Source organism: Nibribacter ruber (genome assembly GCF_009913235.1).
Lineage (GTDB): Bacteria > Bacteroidota > Bacteroidia > Cytophagales > Hymenobacteraceae > Nibribacter > Nibribacter ruber.
On record NZ_CP047897.1, the window covers coordinates 2,767,029 to 2,781,853 of the forward strand.

The following is a 14,825-nucleotide window of genomic DNA, read 5'->3' on the forward strand; positions in this document are numbered from 1 at the left end:
ATCCCTGAAGAGTTTCTTCCTGCCGGTGCCCTTATGCCGCCTTGTTTCATTGCCGCCGCTAAGCGCTCACGGCCGCGAGGCCCCGTCTTCCCGCCTCGCGCTGTACCAGCTTGCCTCTTCTGCGTGGATGCTCCTTTGGTGGTCAAAGCGCTTCTACCTTGTGGTGACCGTTGTTCTAACTCGAGGCGGCAACCTGCTTAGGCGACTCGACGGAAAGACTGGAATCGGTGCGTTTAGTAGAAGCCTTTGGTAAACGAAGATTCCCCCCTTGAGGGGGGCGAAGGGGGGGGTGTTTACACCAGCAGGATTTATAAGCAAAAGAAAGCAACGCGTTGGAGACAAGGCAGTGCCATTGTCTCTACAGAAAACACGCATTCTGTCCCCCTTTGAAGGGGTTGGGGGATGACTTAGGCAGGCAAGATAATTCAGAAGATACAAAGCAATCCGCACTGGTTTCGCGGTGCCCGCGAGGGTAGTCGAGAGACTACCCGGCATCCACGAGTCTGGAGACTCGCGCCAGTTAAAAAAACCTCTCCCTGAGAGAGAAGAGACTGCGCTATTCCGTTTTTAGGCAATTTTCCAGGAAATCGGCCAAAAACGGGATTTAGGAGCTAGAGATTTTCTCTGATGGAAAGGGAAGACGCTTTGCGGGCCGGACGGATGGACACCAAGAGTGTGATCACAATGATGGCGGCGGCGGTGAACAGAAAGTCCTCTACCCGCATGAGTACCGGATAGGCCTCTACCACCGAGGTGGTCATACCCATAGACACAATCCCGAAGGTCTGCTGCACCCAGCAGATGGTGCCGCCAATCACCAGGCCCGCCACGGCTCCGGTAAAAGCGACAATAGCCCCTTCCAGCAAAAAAATCTTCCGGATGGTGCCGGGGTCAGCGCCCAGCGAGGCCAGAATGGCAATGTCTTTCTGCTTATCCAGCACCAGCATGGACAGGGAAAAGAAGATGTTGATGGACGCAATGAGCAAGACGAAGGTGAAGGTCACAAACACGAACAGCTTCTCTACCTTGACGGCGCGCAAGAGGCTTACGTGCTGCTCTTCGCTGTTCTGTACCAGAAAACCCGGCCCCAGCTTTTCTTGCAGGGCATTCTTGATTTTGTCTATGTTGCCGGGGGTATCTGCTTTTACCTCAAGAGAGGTGCGCTTGTTCTCATAGCCCAGCAGTTCCTGCGCAAAGTCTAGCGGCACAAACACATACTGGTCATCATACTGCCGCTCAATGGCAAAAACGCCGCCCGCCTGTATGCCCAACTGCCTGAAGGCGTTCTCTGGATTCAAGGTGACTTTCTTGCCGGCCTTGGGGTACATAAACTGCAACGGCGAGAACGGGTTCTCTGGCCTGATGGACAATTGGTACTGCACGCCGCGTCCAATGAGCGCATACTGCTGTCCGCCCCGTTTCAAGAGCCTGTCGCCGTCTACAATGGCAGAATCAATCTGGTTTTGTTTGTAGTAATTGTCGCTTACGCCCTTCACCTTGACCACCATCTGGCGGTCATTGTAGCGGAGCAGGGCGTTGTCTTCTATGACCTCGGTGAGCAGGACCACGCCGGGCGTTTTCTTGATGCGCTCCAGAAAAGCGGCATCGGTTTCAAACGACTTTCCTTCCACAGAGGTGATTTTTATTTCGGGGTCAAACTTGCCGTAGAGGCTCCTGATCAGATCTTCCAGACCGTTGAACACCGACAGCACCACAATGAGGGCCATGGTGCCTACCCCCACGCCAATCATGGCAATGATGGAAATGATGTTGATGATGTTGCGCTTCTTCTTGGTGAAAAAGTACCGCTTCGCGATAAAAAGGGCAACGTTCATCTGGTGGGGTATGAGTGAAGGAGAGATTGATTGTTTGAGTGAATGGCTTTTGCGCTATTCTGGTTGCGTGTACTGTTTTGGCGGCAAAGGGTTTTCTTTCCTGAACCTAGCCGTCTTCCTCAAGAATTTATCTATCAGAAAGACAACTGGTTAGCGCAGCACGTTTTCAGGCAGCAGCGGCTTTTTCATACACACGCTGCTCTCAATATTGGCATATTGGCCGTAGTTGGGGATGATCTCAAAGCCGTTCTTGGTGTAGAGCCTGATGGCTTCGGGCATGGCCTTTCCGGTTTCCAGAATAAGGTAGTTGAACTGAAGCTGGGCGGCCCACTGCTCCAGGTCCTCCAGCACCCGCCCGGCTATGCCCTGGCCCCTGAATTCTGGCAGCACAAACATGCGCTTCACCTCTGCTATATCTTGGCTGAAGGGCTTAATGGCCCCGCAGCCCACGGGCAGTTCATCATGATAAGCCACCACTACCTCTTTAATGGTGTCAATCTTGTTAAACTGCGCAAAGAACGAATGATCGTCCCCGTCCCGCACGTGCAATTCAGCGTCTAGCAGAAAAACCAGTTCTGCAAAGTCTGGGTTGGCTGAATCTGTTCTGACTAACTCTATCATAGGCTAATAAGAATTAGGTTGGCCTCACTATCTGAGCGGGTGAAGGTAGCGTTTCTGGGCAGACCGTCAAAATCATGGGAGGCTGTCCGTTTTTGGCCTGTTTTCTGGAAAAGAAGCCAAAAACGCCTCTCTTGCTTTAAGAACCGACTTACTATCAGAAAGTTTTATTTCCAGGCTTTGACAATAAGCCCGGTGCCGGTGGCATGCTTGGAATTGGTGTCCAGCCAGTTTAAGATTAGACAGAACGGATACACCACCACATAGTAGAAAGGCAGCAGCACAAAAAACAGCTTAGAGGCACCCAGCATCAAGATGGGGTACTTCATGCTCAGGCGCCAGGAGATCTTACCCGGTGTGCCATAGGAGTAATGCGCCTCTGTGCGGCTGAAGCCCGCGCTCTTTAGTTTATCCTGAATCTCCTGGATGTTGTAGCCGTCGCGGACGTGTTCTTCAATGAAAGAGCTTTCATCATCTCCGTGCACGTCTGATCCTCCTTGGTCTGATGGCGTAGAAATCAACACCATGCCGCCGGGGCGCATAGAGGCGTAAAAGTTCTTGAATACCTCCACGTCTTCTAAGATATGCTCCATCACGTCTACAGAAAGCACCAGGTCAAAGGTCTCCTGCGGTTCGCGGTAGGTCACTAAGTCTTCTATTCTAAAGGTGACGTTGTTTCGGTTGATCTTCCGGAAGAAGGTGGTGCAGTCCGCAATCTGCTCGTCTTTCACGTCTACAGCCAGCACGCGCCATTTCTCGCTCATGCCGGTTAAGTAATAAGAATACTGCCCGAAGCCAGAGCCCGCGTCCAGAATCTGAAGCGGCTGTTGGCGTCTGCCTTTGCCCCAGGCTCTCAATTCTTTGTGAATGTGCCAGGTTCTAAGCAAAAGCAAGTCCAGCAGGTTGTAAAAGAGCTTACGCAGGAATGGGGTTTTGTTGAACGCGTCCCCTAGAACGCGCTTGATAGGATCGTACTGCATGTTGGGTTTAGTCTCTCTGGCTTGGTAGGCGACGGCGCAGGTTAGCGGTCGCGGGTGTCTTCATCCTCTTCCTCGTCTTCCAGGTCTTCGTCTTCTTCATAGAAGTCGTCCTCCTCTTCTTCTGGCGAACGGAACGGATTGGTAGGGTCTTCTTTAGATTCGCCGGGAATGTCTAGCTGCGAGATGATCTTGTCCATCTTGGCGGCGTACTCAGCGCTTTCGTCAATGTAGAAAATAAGCTCAGGCACTACGCGCACTTGGTTTCTGATGCGCTTGGCCAACTCATGGCGTATGGTCTTGCTATGAAACTGAATTTCTTTGAGCAAATCCTTTCCGTTGGGGTTTAGCAGAAAGCTTAAATGCGCCTTGGCCACGCCCAAATCTGGTGACACGCGTACTCCACTGATTGATATATAGGATCCCTGAAACAAGTGAGAAACGTCTCGCTGAAAGATTTCAGCCAGCTCCTTTTGTATCAGTCGGGCGAATTTTTGTTGGCGTTTACTATCCATGGTTCGACAAATATCGCATTAATTTCACATTTTTACTTCACAAACCGCCGTCCTCTTTGTGGGCCGGCTCTTCTGTGTTCCCTCTTGATACGTTTCTTCCGTAGTTTGTTTCCCTCCAGGTGGGTAGTGCTGGTGCTGCTGTTTCTCTTGATTCGGCTGCCGCTGCTGTTCTTTGGCCTGCCTGCCACCCTTACAGAGTTGCACCATGTGCTCTTGGGGGAACGTCTGCATGGAGGTTTTATCATGTACCAGGACGTGTATGACACCACCGCGCCGCTGGCCGCCGGTCTGTACAAATGGCTGGACGCGCTGTTTGGCAAGTCTTATCTGGCCCACCGCCTAGTGGCCCTGGTTTTAACCATTTACCAGGCGTTTCTACTCAACTACATCTTCAACAGAAATCAAGTTCATCCGCAGAAGTCCTTCTTGCCGGCGTTGTTCTATCTGGTGTTTAGCAGTGTCTTCTTTGAGATGGATGTGCTGTCGCCGGTACTGTTGGGCCATACGTTTGTCTTGCTGGGCGTGTACAGCCTCACGGCCATTTCCAAAGACGGGTCCAATGCGCAGCGCTTGTTTAAGGCAGGCTTCATGCTGGGTTTGGCCGCGCTATGCTACCTGCCTTTGATCTGGTTTTTGGTGCTGGGGTTCCTTGCCATCATCTATTTTGCCTCCAGCGCGTTCAGAAGCACCCTTTTGCTCATCACGGGTTTCGTGTTTCCGTTTAGCGTGGTGGTCACCTACTTCCTGTACCGCGACTCACTTATGCCGTTTCTGGAACTGGGTTTGGCCTGGTCCTGGCAGTTCAGGTTTACGTTCGTGCTGCCGTTTATACAGGTCTTGAAAGTGGGTGCCATTCCGCTGGGCGTGCTGGCCTTGTCTCTGATTACGCTGCCGCTGGTGAACCTGGGCCTGAACTACCAGGCGCGTTTCCTGCAGTTTGTGCTCATTTGGCTGATTGTGGTGGGCCTGGTGCTGGTGAGCGGCCATGACGGCTCGGCCAAAGGCCTCATCCTGTTCATGCCCATCATTGGCTACTTCGGGGTTTTTCTGTTCACGCAGTGGACCGGCAAAAAAGTACTCATTAACGAGGTGTTCTTTCTGGTGCTATTGGCAGGGACGCTGTTCATGCGCTATAACCCGTTGGGACTGGTGTATTCTGCCTTGGCCATTGAACCCGACTTGATACAAGTAAGAGAGCTCCCCAAATACCAGCAGGTACAGAATGAGCGAATTCTGGTGCTGGGCCCAGACTTGAACTATTACCAGCAGAACAGCCTGGGCTCTCCTTACCTGAGGTGGGATCTGGCGCAGCCTTACTTCAACAACCTGGCCCGGTATGATGCTCTCTTCACCATCTACCAGGATTTACGGAAAGCCCCGCCTGCCTATATCATTGACCAGAAAAGCCTCATGCCAGAGCTACAGTATAAGCTCCCCGCCTTGTTTAACAGATATAAGCGCGAAGGAAATAGCTTGGTGTATAAACTGGTGAGGTAGGAGAGAGTTGGAGAAATAGGTCTGCCTGTCTAGTAATTCTTTAATTAAACCCTTTCTCTCGCTCGCCTCTGGCGAGTGTGAGTTACTTGCGGCCTCAGGCCACAAGTTGAACATTCCTGATGCATTATTCACAGAATAGTATAATGCTCATTCTTGACTTAAGACTGAATTGGATAACATCTTAGAAACTAATCTATCTCTTCAAACGGCCAGAGGCCGCAGGTAACTCACACTCGCCAGAGGCGAGCGAGGGTAATACTTTTTTTCGTTGCTTTCATTGGGCTAACTGATTTCTTTGCTACCTTATCAGCTTAACCCCTTCCTCTTAGCTTTCAAATACTATTTGATTGTAAATAAGAAAGCCGTTTTTGGCCTGATTTCCTGAAATCAGGCCAAAAACGGCTTTTGCCTTGTAAATAGATTTACTGCTTAAGAACAGGCAATCTTGGCTACGCGGTTCTGGTGGCGGCCGCCTTCAAAAGGAGTAGTAAGGAAGGCAGTAACCATGTCCTTGGCCACTTCTTCAGACACAAACCTGGCCGGAATGCACAATACGTTGGCGTTGTTGTGTGATTTTGCCAGTTCGGCTAGTTCTTTGTTCCAGCACAGCGCGGCTCTAATGCCGGCGTGCTTGTTGGCCGTCATGGCTACGCCGTTGCCGCTTCCGCAGATTAAAATACCCAAGTCATGTTCTTGATTTTCTACCGCAGTAGACAAAGGGTGAACAAAGTCTGGGTAGTCTACAGAGGCTTCTGAGAACGGCCCGAAGTCCTTCATCTCATGCCCCAGCTCTTCTAACTGGGCCTTGAGCATCTCTTTGTATTGAAAGCCGGCATGGTCGCCGCCTAAGGCAATTTTCATAAGATTCTGGTTAAGAAGTAGCTTGTTTGTTTAGTCTGGCCACGTCCCGTCTGCGCACCAACCATGAGATGTGAATACTCACCTCATAGAGCAACAGCAAGGGAATGCCCATCAAAGTCATGCTCAACACGTCTGGCGGCGACAAGATGGCAGCCACGATCAAGATGACCACAATGGCATGCTTGCGGTACAGCTTCATGAGTTCTGGGCTCACCAGACCGGCTCTAGACAGGAAGAACACAATCATGGGCAGCTCAAACATGATGCCGCAAGACAGCACCAAGGTCATGAGGGTAGAAATGTACGCCGACAAGTCAATGTCATTCTGGATGCTGGGGTCTACTTGGTAGTTGGCCAGGAAGTTGATGGACAGCGGAGATACAATAAAGTACCCGAATACACAGCCCAGCAAGAAAAGAAACGACACAAAGAACACGGCTCCTCTGGAGTTCTTCTGCTCATGCGGGTACAAACCGGGCTTGATGAACCGCCAGATTTCCCAAAACAGATACGGGAACGCCAGCAACAGACCAATCACGAAGGAGCTGGTCATGTGCATGGTAAACTGTGAGGACAGCTCCCGGCTCTGTAGCACAAATGGTAGCTTGTCTATGCACAAACCACTGGAATTGAGCTGTGCGCCCAATTCACAGAGTTTGCGGTAGGTATAGAAGTCTGTACGCGATGGGCCCAGGATGATTTCATGAAACACAATCTCCGGGAAGCTGAATGCCAGGATGGTAAAGACCACCACTGCAATAGCTGCTCGTATCAAGTGCCACCTCAATGCCTCAAGGTGGTCCAAAAAGGTCATTTCATGTTCTTCAGCACCATTCACTGCCACCTCTTCGGAACGTAAAGTCATGGGTCAATTCAAGGATTAGTAGCTAAACAGCGGGAACTGTTGCATCCAGCTGTTGATTTCTTTTCTGGTATCAGAAAGAATGGTGTCATTGTCATGGTTCATGAGCACGCGGTCAATGTAGTCTACCACGCGGTCCATGTCCTGTTCTTTCAGTCCACGGGTAGTTACGGCAGCCGAGCCAATCCGGATTCCGGAAGTGACAAACGGTGACTTGTCATCAAACGGCACCATGTTCTTGTTGATGGTAATGTCTGCCTTAATCAAGGTGTTCTCGGCTAGTTTACCCGTCAATCCTTTAGAACGCAGGTCAATCAGCATCAAGTGGTTATCCGTTCCGCCAGAGATGAGTTGGTAGCCTCTGTTTACAAACGCCTGCGCCAATACCTGCGCATTTTTCTGCACCTGGATCTGGTATTCCTTGAAAGAAGGCGTCAAAGCCTCAAAGAATGCCACCGCTTTGGCCGCAATTACGTGCTCTAGTGGTCCACCCTGCGTGCCCGGGAATACGGCGCTGTCCAGGATAGAAGACATCATTCTGGTTTCGCCCTTAGGCGTCTTCAACCCGAAGGGGTTTTCAAAGTCCTTGCGCATCATGATCATCCCGCCGCGTGGTCCTCTCAGGGTTTTGTGCGTGGTAGTGGTCACAATGTGGCAATAATCAAACGGATCATTCAACAAACCGGTGGCAATTAAACCGGCCGGGTGAGAGATGTCTGCCAGTACTAGAGCGCCAACGGCATCGGCGGCTTCTCTTATTTTCTGATAGTTCCAGTCACGCGAATACGCCGAGGCTCCGCAGATGATCAGCTTTGGTTTCTCCCGCTTGGCCACCTCCAGTATGTTGTCCCAGTTGATCTCGCCGGTCTCCTGTTCTACGCCATAAAACACTGGTCTGTACAACTTGCCCGAGAAGTTCACCGGCGATCCGTGCGTCAAGTGTCCGCCATGTGACAGATCAAAGCCTAAGATGGTGTCTCCGGGTGATAAAACACCCAGCATCACTGCGGCATTGGCCTGCGCCCCCGAGTGCGGCTGAACGTTCACCCATTCTGCGTTGAACAGTTGCTTAGCCCTATCAATGGCCAACTGCTCAGACTGGTCTACAATCTCGCAACCACCATAGTAGCGTTTGGCGGGTAAGCCCTCAGCGTACTTGTTCGTCATCACGCTACCCATGGCCTGCATTACTTGCTCAGAAACGAAGTTCTCTGAAGCAATTAACTCAATTCCGTGTAACTGGCGCTCGTGCTCTTTCTGGATAAGGTCGAAAATCTGTTGGTCGCGTTGCATACGTCTGGTGTTTAGGTTCTCAAAAGTACAGGGAAAGCGTCAATTAACCAATCCTTTGCCATAGAGGTTTGGCACGCGCCCTCTATCCTGTAAACGGCTACGCATAAAAAAAGCCTTAGCAAAGGCTAAGGCTTTTTTTATAACTCTATCAATGATTACTCTTTGATTAAGCGAGTAGTCTTAGTGGTTCCATCTACTTGCGTTGTCAGGAAGTAAAGCCCTGATCTTAGGTTAGAAGGCAAGTCTAACGTTTTAGCATTTACGCCTGCTTCAACGGAGATAGACTTGGCAAACACTTTCTGACCAGTTGCATCATATAAGGTGGCTACCAAAGCACCCGCCTTCTCTGCTTCTACTTCAATGTTGACTTGCTGCTTGAACGGGTTCGGGAATACATTTACCAAACCTTGTCCTTTGGCGCCTTGCTTGATGTTCACAGAAACTACTTTGCTGTACTCAAAAGTACCGTCTGTGTCTACTTGCTTCAAGCGGTAGTATACGGTGGTTCCTTTTGCGGTCTTTGTATCCAAGAAGTCATAAGAAAGCAAAGTATTGCTGTTGCTGTTTTGCGTTTCTACACGGCCTAGCGTTTGGAAGTCTCCAGATTTCAGGTTGTTGGTAGACTGTACTTCAAAGTAAGCATTGTTCTCCTCAGAAGCGGTCTGCCAAGAAAGTTTCGCTCCCAATGAGGTAGGCGTAGCATTGAAGTTTACCAGTTCTACTGGGAGTGGATTATTGTCAACCGTGAAAGTTTCAGAGTCGATACCCCCTAAAGTTGAGATAATCAATGATCCTACTCCGGGGTTCGCATCTGCTGGAACAGTTGCAGTTAAGACACCATCAATTACTTTGTGAATAGCATTGAATCCATTAATACGAATGAAGTTAATGTTCGTCAGGTTAGTGCCAAAAACTTTTATTTTATCACCAACGGCACCTATCTTAGGTGAAATAGAGGTAATGTCTGGAGCTATATAGAAATCACTGCTACTCAGGGCGATTATCTCATAGTTCTCGTCGATGATTCCGATTTTCCCTGTTACGGCGTCGACAGGCACCTTTCCTGAAATCACTGTACCAGTTGGCTTTGTAGGGTCTGGGTTAACGACCACATCGTCTGCACCCAGCATTTCCCCTGCGCTGTTAAAGAAAACAAGGGCTGATATCTCCGGAATATTCTTGCCTGTCACCACTACCTCATCTCCAACTGAGCCTGAACCAGGAGTGAAGGAATCTATTGTGGTGGCATTTAAATTAGGACTTATGTTTATTCTGTCAACATATACTGGATTCGAACCAGTAATAGATTTCAATCTAAAGCGAACACTCCTTGTTCCAGGCTTGAGAGGCAAAGTTACCGATTGAGAAGACGATGAATAAGTACCGCCAGTAATAGAAACTATTGGAGTTCCTACAGTTGTATAGACACCATTTATTGTGGAAGATTCTTCTACTATAAATTCTCCATTAAATGTTCCAGTATTTTTTGTATTATATAAAAACGACAACTTGTCGGCAGAGGTCGCAAAATCTACTTGCAAAACTGCACCAGCGTTCGTAAAATTTGCAACACCAGTAGAGGTGGCATTGGGAGCAGTACTACTTCCTAAGTTAGTATTAAAAGGGTCACCACTTAATCCCGTTTGTGACCATCCAGGCACGGTTGAGTTTGGCGCAGATGGAAGGGTACTCCATTTACCGTAATAAGCAATAGGGAAAGCTGCTGTTGCTCCTGTCTGAGCACTCGCCCCAAAGGACATGAATAGGCTTAGAAAGGCCAAAAGCATTACTGCGTGCACCCCTCGTATTCCCTTTAAATTGACACTGAGTAAAGTTTGTTTCATAAGTCTTTCTATTTGAGCCTATTATTACTGATTACAAAAATATGGTTTTTTACTTCGCTATTCAATAATCAAGAGTGAGTATTTTAATTTTTTTATTAAATATATGCAACTCCCAATATTCAAAAATACAATTCAGTACAGTTATCCCATGTAATAATGTAACTGCACACCTATCACGCTTTCACCTTAATATCATATTCACCCTCCATATTCTCCTGCCAGAACAGTGCTTTGGAGTCTAACCCAAAACCGCACATCCAACCAAACTCCGCATTCTTGTAATAGACACATCCAGCGTCCAAGTTAAAAGCAGGTCGCTTCTGGGTTACTGCCTTCTCAACGGCGGCCTTTGACACCGGCATATGACCGTGCAACAGGGTTCTGGCACCTAATTTCTTAGCCGTGGGCTGGAAGCGTTTGATATTGAGCAGCGTATGAGAATCTGTGGTAAGCAGGTTCAGTTGGGAAAAGTCAAGGCCGGCGTGCACCAAGATGTAGTCGTCTAAAACCACTAACAGAGGCATGGACTGGATGAACTGGATGTACACCGCTGGAATGTCTTCAAACTTGTCCACTCCGAAGCTGCGGAGCGTGGTTTGCTGGTCTTCCGGGGAGAGCCAAACAGTGTGCGCCCCTTTCTGGACGGCGTCTAGGAAAAGCTGGTCATGGTTGCCGCGCAGGCAGGTGAGCTGGTAGCCATCGCGCTGCAGCTGCAGGAGGTAGTCCAGCACGCCTTTGCTGTCTGGGCCTTTATTGACATAATCTCCCAGTAGGTACAGGTGGTCATGGGGTTGCAGCTGCAGCCGCTCTTCCACCAGGGCTTTGAATGTGGCTAAACAGCCGTGAATGTCAGAAATCGCGTAGCGGGCCATGGGGGAATGGGTAACAGCCTCGAAAGATAGAAAAGTACCCGCAGCTTTGCTAACAATTCATGTAAATACAATTATTCGTTTTGGGGCTATTTCCTGAAAAACCGGCCAAAAACGCACAAAAAAAGCACCTCCCGGCAAGGGAAGGTGCTTTCTGTTCATCTGAACATTTTAGTTAAGAGCCTCCGCCGTAAGACGGTTTGTCTATGTCTTCTTTGTTAGTGTTTCTATTGGGATGGGTGACAGCGTCTGGGGCGGCGCGCTCGCCATCGCGTACGTGCTTGGACACAATCTCCTCGTCACGCTTGATCTGGTCTGGGCTGCCGGGCTGCTTCACCTCGGCTTTGCTTTGGCCGCGGCCAGACGGATTCCCTTTGTTCTCACTGCCTTGCTGGTTGGTGTTATTGCTTTTATAGGGCATGATTTCCTCCTTTTCTGCTTTTGTTACACAATTTAATCTACGGACCTTGACGTGCATCAAGTGCCGCGTCCTTCGTCATCGGTGCGCATGTTGTCTTTGGGGTGCTCAGTGCTGTCGGCGTCTTCGTTGACGCTTACGCCAGAAGGGCCGTCAGAGCTGTCGGTGCCGTAGCCTTCTTTGCCGTCCCGGTTCCCGAAACCGCCGCGCTGGGCCTCGTTCTTGGGCGGATCTGCGCCCGGTATAATGTGTCCTGCCATCATGTCTTCCATGTTGGTGGCCGTGTCATCAATCACCCTCACCGGACGATCGTGCGCATGGTTGTTCTGCTGGTCTTTATCTTCAGTTGCCATAGGCGTTAGAATTAGGTGAATATGTCTGGTAGTTTACTGCTTTCCGCGGGGAAAGGTTAAGCTCTAGCCGTTGATCATCTCGCCGCCGTTGACGTGAATGGTCTGCCCGGTAATGTATGAACCGTCTTCTGAGGCCAGAAAAACATAGGCCGGCGCCACCTCAGAAGGCTGGCCTAATCTGCCCATAGGCTGGTCTTTCCCAAAATCGCCCACTTCTTCCAGCGTGGCGGGGATAAGCGGCGTCCAGATAGGGCCGGGGGCCACCGCGTTCACCCTGATGCCCTCCTTGGCCAGGTTCTGCGACAAGGACCGGGTAAACGTGGTGATGGCGCCTTTGGTGGCCGAATAATCCATAAGATGGTCAGAGCCGCGGTAGGAGGTAATGGACGTGGTATTGACAATGCAGTCTCCTTTCTGCAGATGGTCCAACGCGGCCTGCGTCACGTAGAAGAAGGAGAAGATGTTGGTCTTGAAAGTATTCTCCAATTGCTGGGCCGTGATTTCACGCAACTCTTCCTTTTCATGCTGTTCGGCGGCGTTGTTGACCAGAATGTTCAGCCCGCCCAGTTCTTTCACGGCGCGCTGCACCGCCTCTTTGCAGAATTTCTCATCGCGCAGGTCACCTTTGATGAGCACACAGGTACGGCCTTCCTTCTCCACCATTTTCTGCGTGTCTTTGGCGTCCTGGGTCTCGTCTAGGTAGACAATGGCCACGTCGGCACCTTCGCGGGCGAAGTGCACGGCCACGGCCCGGCCAATGCCGCTGTCGCCGCCGGTAATAAGGGCTTTCCTGCCTTTGAGTTTGTCGCTGCCTTTGTAGTTGTCTCTGATCACAATGGGCTCTGGCGTCATTTTGTGCTCCAGGCCGGGCTGCTTAGGTTGGTGCTGGTCTGGCACCTTCTTAGGATTCTTGTCTGCCATGGTTTTCTGGTTGATTGTTGGTTGCTAAATATTTTCCCCATCCATCACAAAAGCACCTTTGAAAACGTACCTCTTGGTAGAGGAATGGAATAAGGAAATACGGATACCAGGAGAAGAAGGCAGGCGTTTTTAGGCTATTTTCCAGAAAACAGACCAAAAACGAGGGCACCTTATACAAGCAAGGCACGCTCTTTGTACATTGCTTGCGGAGTACCTAAAACAACCAGAGAATGTGGCAAGAAGAAGACAATAGCTTGAAAAAGAGCTTCACGTTCAAAGACTTCAAAGAAGCCTTCGTGTTTATGAGCGAGGTGGCAGAAGCCGCCGAACACCTCAACCACCACCCGTGGTGGAGCAACGTGTACAACAAGGTAAACATAGAACTCACCACCCATGACGCGGGCAACACCGTCACGGAAAGAGACTGGGAACTGGCCAAGCAGATTGACGCCATCGCCAAGACCCTGCAGTAAGTTTTTCGTTTTTGGCCTGTTTTGGGTAAAAACAGGCCAAAAACGAAGGATTGGTTAAGAGTTAAGATTGGCAGAAGATAAACAGACAGGGTTTGATTTGGCCTTGCCAGGCTAGCCTTTACTACTCTAGGTCCCTCCTAAAACAGGAGACAAGCTTTTTCCGCTGAGTTCATTCTAAGGCTTTCTCGGATTTTACTCCATTTAACCACCACTATCAGCGCTTCTTCTGAGCAACAGCAACCAACGTTTTATCTACGCTCTTCTGGATTTGTAATCCGGAAGTACCGAGAGGGGGGATTTGTAATCCCCAACGCATTGAAGATAACTATCTCCTGGCAGGCGGATTGCAATCCGCTTTTCAATAATTCGGGATTGCAAATCCCGAATAGCGGGAACCTTCCAAATAGGCAAAATAAGTTTTCCCTGCAGAGACAATGGCACAGCTTTGTCTCTACATTGCTGGACTAGGAATACGTGATAAAAAGGGCTGCCAACTCTAGCCAACGACGGCAATTTCTTGCACATTTCCCTTGTAGCGTCGTTCCGCGGAAAGGCGTGCTTCTACGCAGCAGGGCATCCTCAATCCATCCAAACATCGTCCTTGACACCAATTAAAACGTCTTTGGCCTTGGATGGAAGCTGCTACTGATGGAAGCGTTTCTGTTTCATGGGCCCACGTCGTTCCGCAGTAAGACGCTTCATTTCCGGCAGAAGCACATTAGAAGAAGGGCGTGCGGCTTTTGGCTCAGAACTTAAGACTCAGGACTAAATTTTCTATCTTTGGGATATGGCCCAGCCCCAGGAAGAAACCGTTTTATATTTAGTGCCCACGCCCATCGGCAATTTGGAGGATATCACCTTGCGCGCCATTAGAGTGCTCAAAGAGGTAGACGTCATCTTAGCCGAGGACACCCGCACCAGCGGCAAGCTGCTCAACCATTTGGGCATTGAGAAGCGCATGCACAGCCACCACCTGCACAATGAGCACAAAGCCGTAGCGCACCTGGTGGAACGCCTTAAGAAAGGCGAAAAAATGGCTCTCATTTCAGATGCGGGCACGCCTGGCATCTCAGACCCTGGCTTTTTGCTGGTGCGCGCCTGCGTGCAGGAAGGCATCAAGCTGGAATGCCTGCCCGGGGCCACCGCCTTTGTGCCGGCCCTGGTCAAATCTGGTTTCAGCACAGACAGGTTTACGTTTGAAGGGTTTCTGCCCGTGAAGAAAGGCCGCCAGACGCGTCTGCAGAGCCTGGCCCAGGAAGAGCGCACCATGATTTTCTATGAATCGCCGCACCGGGTGGTCAAGACCCTGGAGCAGTTCAAAGAAGTGTTCGGGCCAGAACGCCAGGCATCGGTGTCCAGGGAAATCTCTAAGATGTTTGAAGAAACGTTGAACGGCACGCTGGCCGAACTGGTAGAAATCTTCGCCACCAAGGCCATCAAAGGCGAGTTTGTAGTGGTGGTGGACGGTTTTAGCAAGAAATAACCTTAG

15 protein-coding genes are annotated in these 14,825 nt (G+C 50.1%); 3 read left to right on the forward strand and 12 right to left on the reverse strand.

Features of this window, described 5'->3' with window-relative positions; translation table 11 throughout:
* Window positions 1–611 precede the first annotated feature (611 nt).
* From GU926_RS11610 to rbfA, 4 genes are all read right to left on the reverse strand, one after another.
* Window positions 612–1,835, reverse strand: coding sequence for an ABC transporter permease (locus tag GU926_RS11610; RefSeq protein WP_160692025.1), 1,224 nt, complete (start codon window positions 1,833–1,835; stop codon window positions 612–614).
* A 150-nt stretch (window positions 1,836–1,985) separates the two neighbouring features.
* A complete protein-coding gene (locus GU926_RS11615) occupies window positions 1,986–2,456 on the reverse strand; it encodes a GNAT family N-acetyltransferase (protein WP_160692027.1) in 471 nt (156 codons plus the stop codon).
* 164 nt (window positions 2,457–2,620) lie between these two features.
* Complete coding sequence (locus GU926_RS11620) at window positions 2,621–3,433, reverse strand: class I SAM-dependent methyltransferase (protein ID WP_160692029.1); 813 nt, start codon at window positions 3,431–3,433, stop codon at window positions 2,621–2,623.
* 41 nt (window positions 3,434–3,474) lie between these two features.
* On the reverse strand, window positions 3,475–3,945 hold the full coding sequence (rbfA, locus tag GU926_RS11625) for a 30S ribosome-binding factor RbfA (protein ID WP_160692031.1): 471 nt from the start codon (window positions 3,943–3,945) through the stop codon (window positions 3,475–3,477).
* An 84-nt stretch (window positions 3,946–4,029) separates the two neighbouring features.
* Between rbfA and GU926_RS11630 the strand changes: the two genes are divergently transcribed.
* Window positions 4,030–5,442: a hypothetical protein gene (locus GU926_RS11630; protein WP_160692033.1), complete on the forward strand. Its 1,413-nt coding sequence runs from the start codon at window positions 4,030–4,032 to the stop codon at window positions 5,440–5,442.
* Between the two features lie 429 nt (window positions 5,443–5,871).
* Here the strand turns inward: GU926_RS11630 and rpiB are convergent, their stop codons facing one another.
* The 8 genes from rpiB to GU926_RS11670 form a co-directional block, all read right to left on the reverse strand.
* Window positions 5,872–6,303: a ribose 5-phosphate isomerase B gene (gene rpiB, locus GU926_RS11635; protein WP_160692035.1), complete on the reverse strand. Its 432-nt coding sequence runs from the start codon at window positions 6,301–6,303 to the stop codon at window positions 5,872–5,874.
* 10 nt (window positions 6,304–6,313) lie between these two features.
* Window positions 6,314–7,168 carry a twin-arginine translocase subunit TatC gene (gene tatC, locus GU926_RS11640; protein ID WP_232058306.1) on the reverse strand — a complete coding sequence of 285 codons (855 nt, stop codon included), beginning with the start codon at window positions 7,166–7,168 and terminating at the stop codon, window positions 6,314–6,316.
* Window positions 7,169–7,183: 15 nt separating this feature from the next.
* Entirely contained in the window at window positions 7,184–8,458 is a 1,275-nt protein-coding gene (locus GU926_RS11645; RefSeq protein ID WP_160692037.1) for a serine hydroxymethyltransferase, read from the reverse strand.
* A 155-nt stretch (window positions 8,459–8,613) separates the two neighbouring features.
* On the reverse strand, window positions 8,614–10,302 hold the full coding sequence (locus GU926_RS11650; RefSeq protein ID WP_160692039.1) for a T9SS type A sorting domain-containing protein: 1,689 nt from the start codon (window positions 10,300–10,302) through the stop codon (window positions 8,614–8,616).
* A 173-nt stretch (window positions 10,303–10,475) separates the two neighbouring features.
* Window positions 10,476–11,174 (reverse strand): metallophosphoesterase family protein, encoded by a 699-nt coding sequence (locus GU926_RS11655; RefSeq protein WP_160692041.1) that lies wholly within the window; start codon window positions 11,172–11,174, stop codon window positions 10,476–10,478.
* A 172-nt stretch (window positions 11,175–11,346) separates the two neighbouring features.
* On the reverse strand, window positions 11,347–11,592 hold the full coding sequence (locus GU926_RS11660) for a hypothetical protein (protein WP_160692043.1): 246 nt from the start codon (window positions 11,590–11,592) through the stop codon (window positions 11,347–11,349).
* A gap of 56 nt (window positions 11,593–11,648) precedes the next feature.
* The gene (locus GU926_RS11665) at window positions 11,649–11,942 is read right to left on the reverse strand and encodes a hypothetical protein (RefSeq protein ID WP_160692045.1); all 294 of its coding nucleotides are present in this window, start codon (window positions 11,940–11,942) and stop codon (window positions 11,649–11,651) included.
* Between the two features lie 63 nt (window positions 11,943–12,005).
* The gene (locus GU926_RS11670) at window positions 12,006–12,863 is read right to left on the reverse strand and encodes an SDR family oxidoreductase (protein ID WP_160692047.1); all 858 of its coding nucleotides are present in this window, start codon (window positions 12,861–12,863) and stop codon (window positions 12,006–12,008) included.
* A gap of 230 nt (window positions 12,864–13,093) precedes the next feature.
* Here GU926_RS11670 and GU926_RS11675 point away from each other — a divergent pair, with 230 nt between their 5' ends.
* Together GU926_RS11675 and rsmI are read left to right on the forward strand one after the other, a co-directional pair.
* Window positions 13,094–13,336, forward strand: coding sequence for a 4a-hydroxytetrahydrobiopterin dehydratase (locus GU926_RS11675; RefSeq protein ID WP_160692049.1), 243 nt, complete (start codon window positions 13,094–13,096; stop codon window positions 13,334–13,336).
* A gap of 787 nt (window positions 13,337–14,123) precedes the next feature.
* Complete coding sequence (gene rsmI / locus GU926_RS11680) at window positions 14,124–14,819, forward strand: 16S rRNA (cytidine(1402)-2'-O)-methyltransferase (RefSeq protein ID WP_160692051.1); 696 nt, start codon at window positions 14,124–14,126, stop codon at window positions 14,817–14,819.
* The last annotated feature ends 6 nt before the right edge of the window (window positions 14,820–14,825 follow it).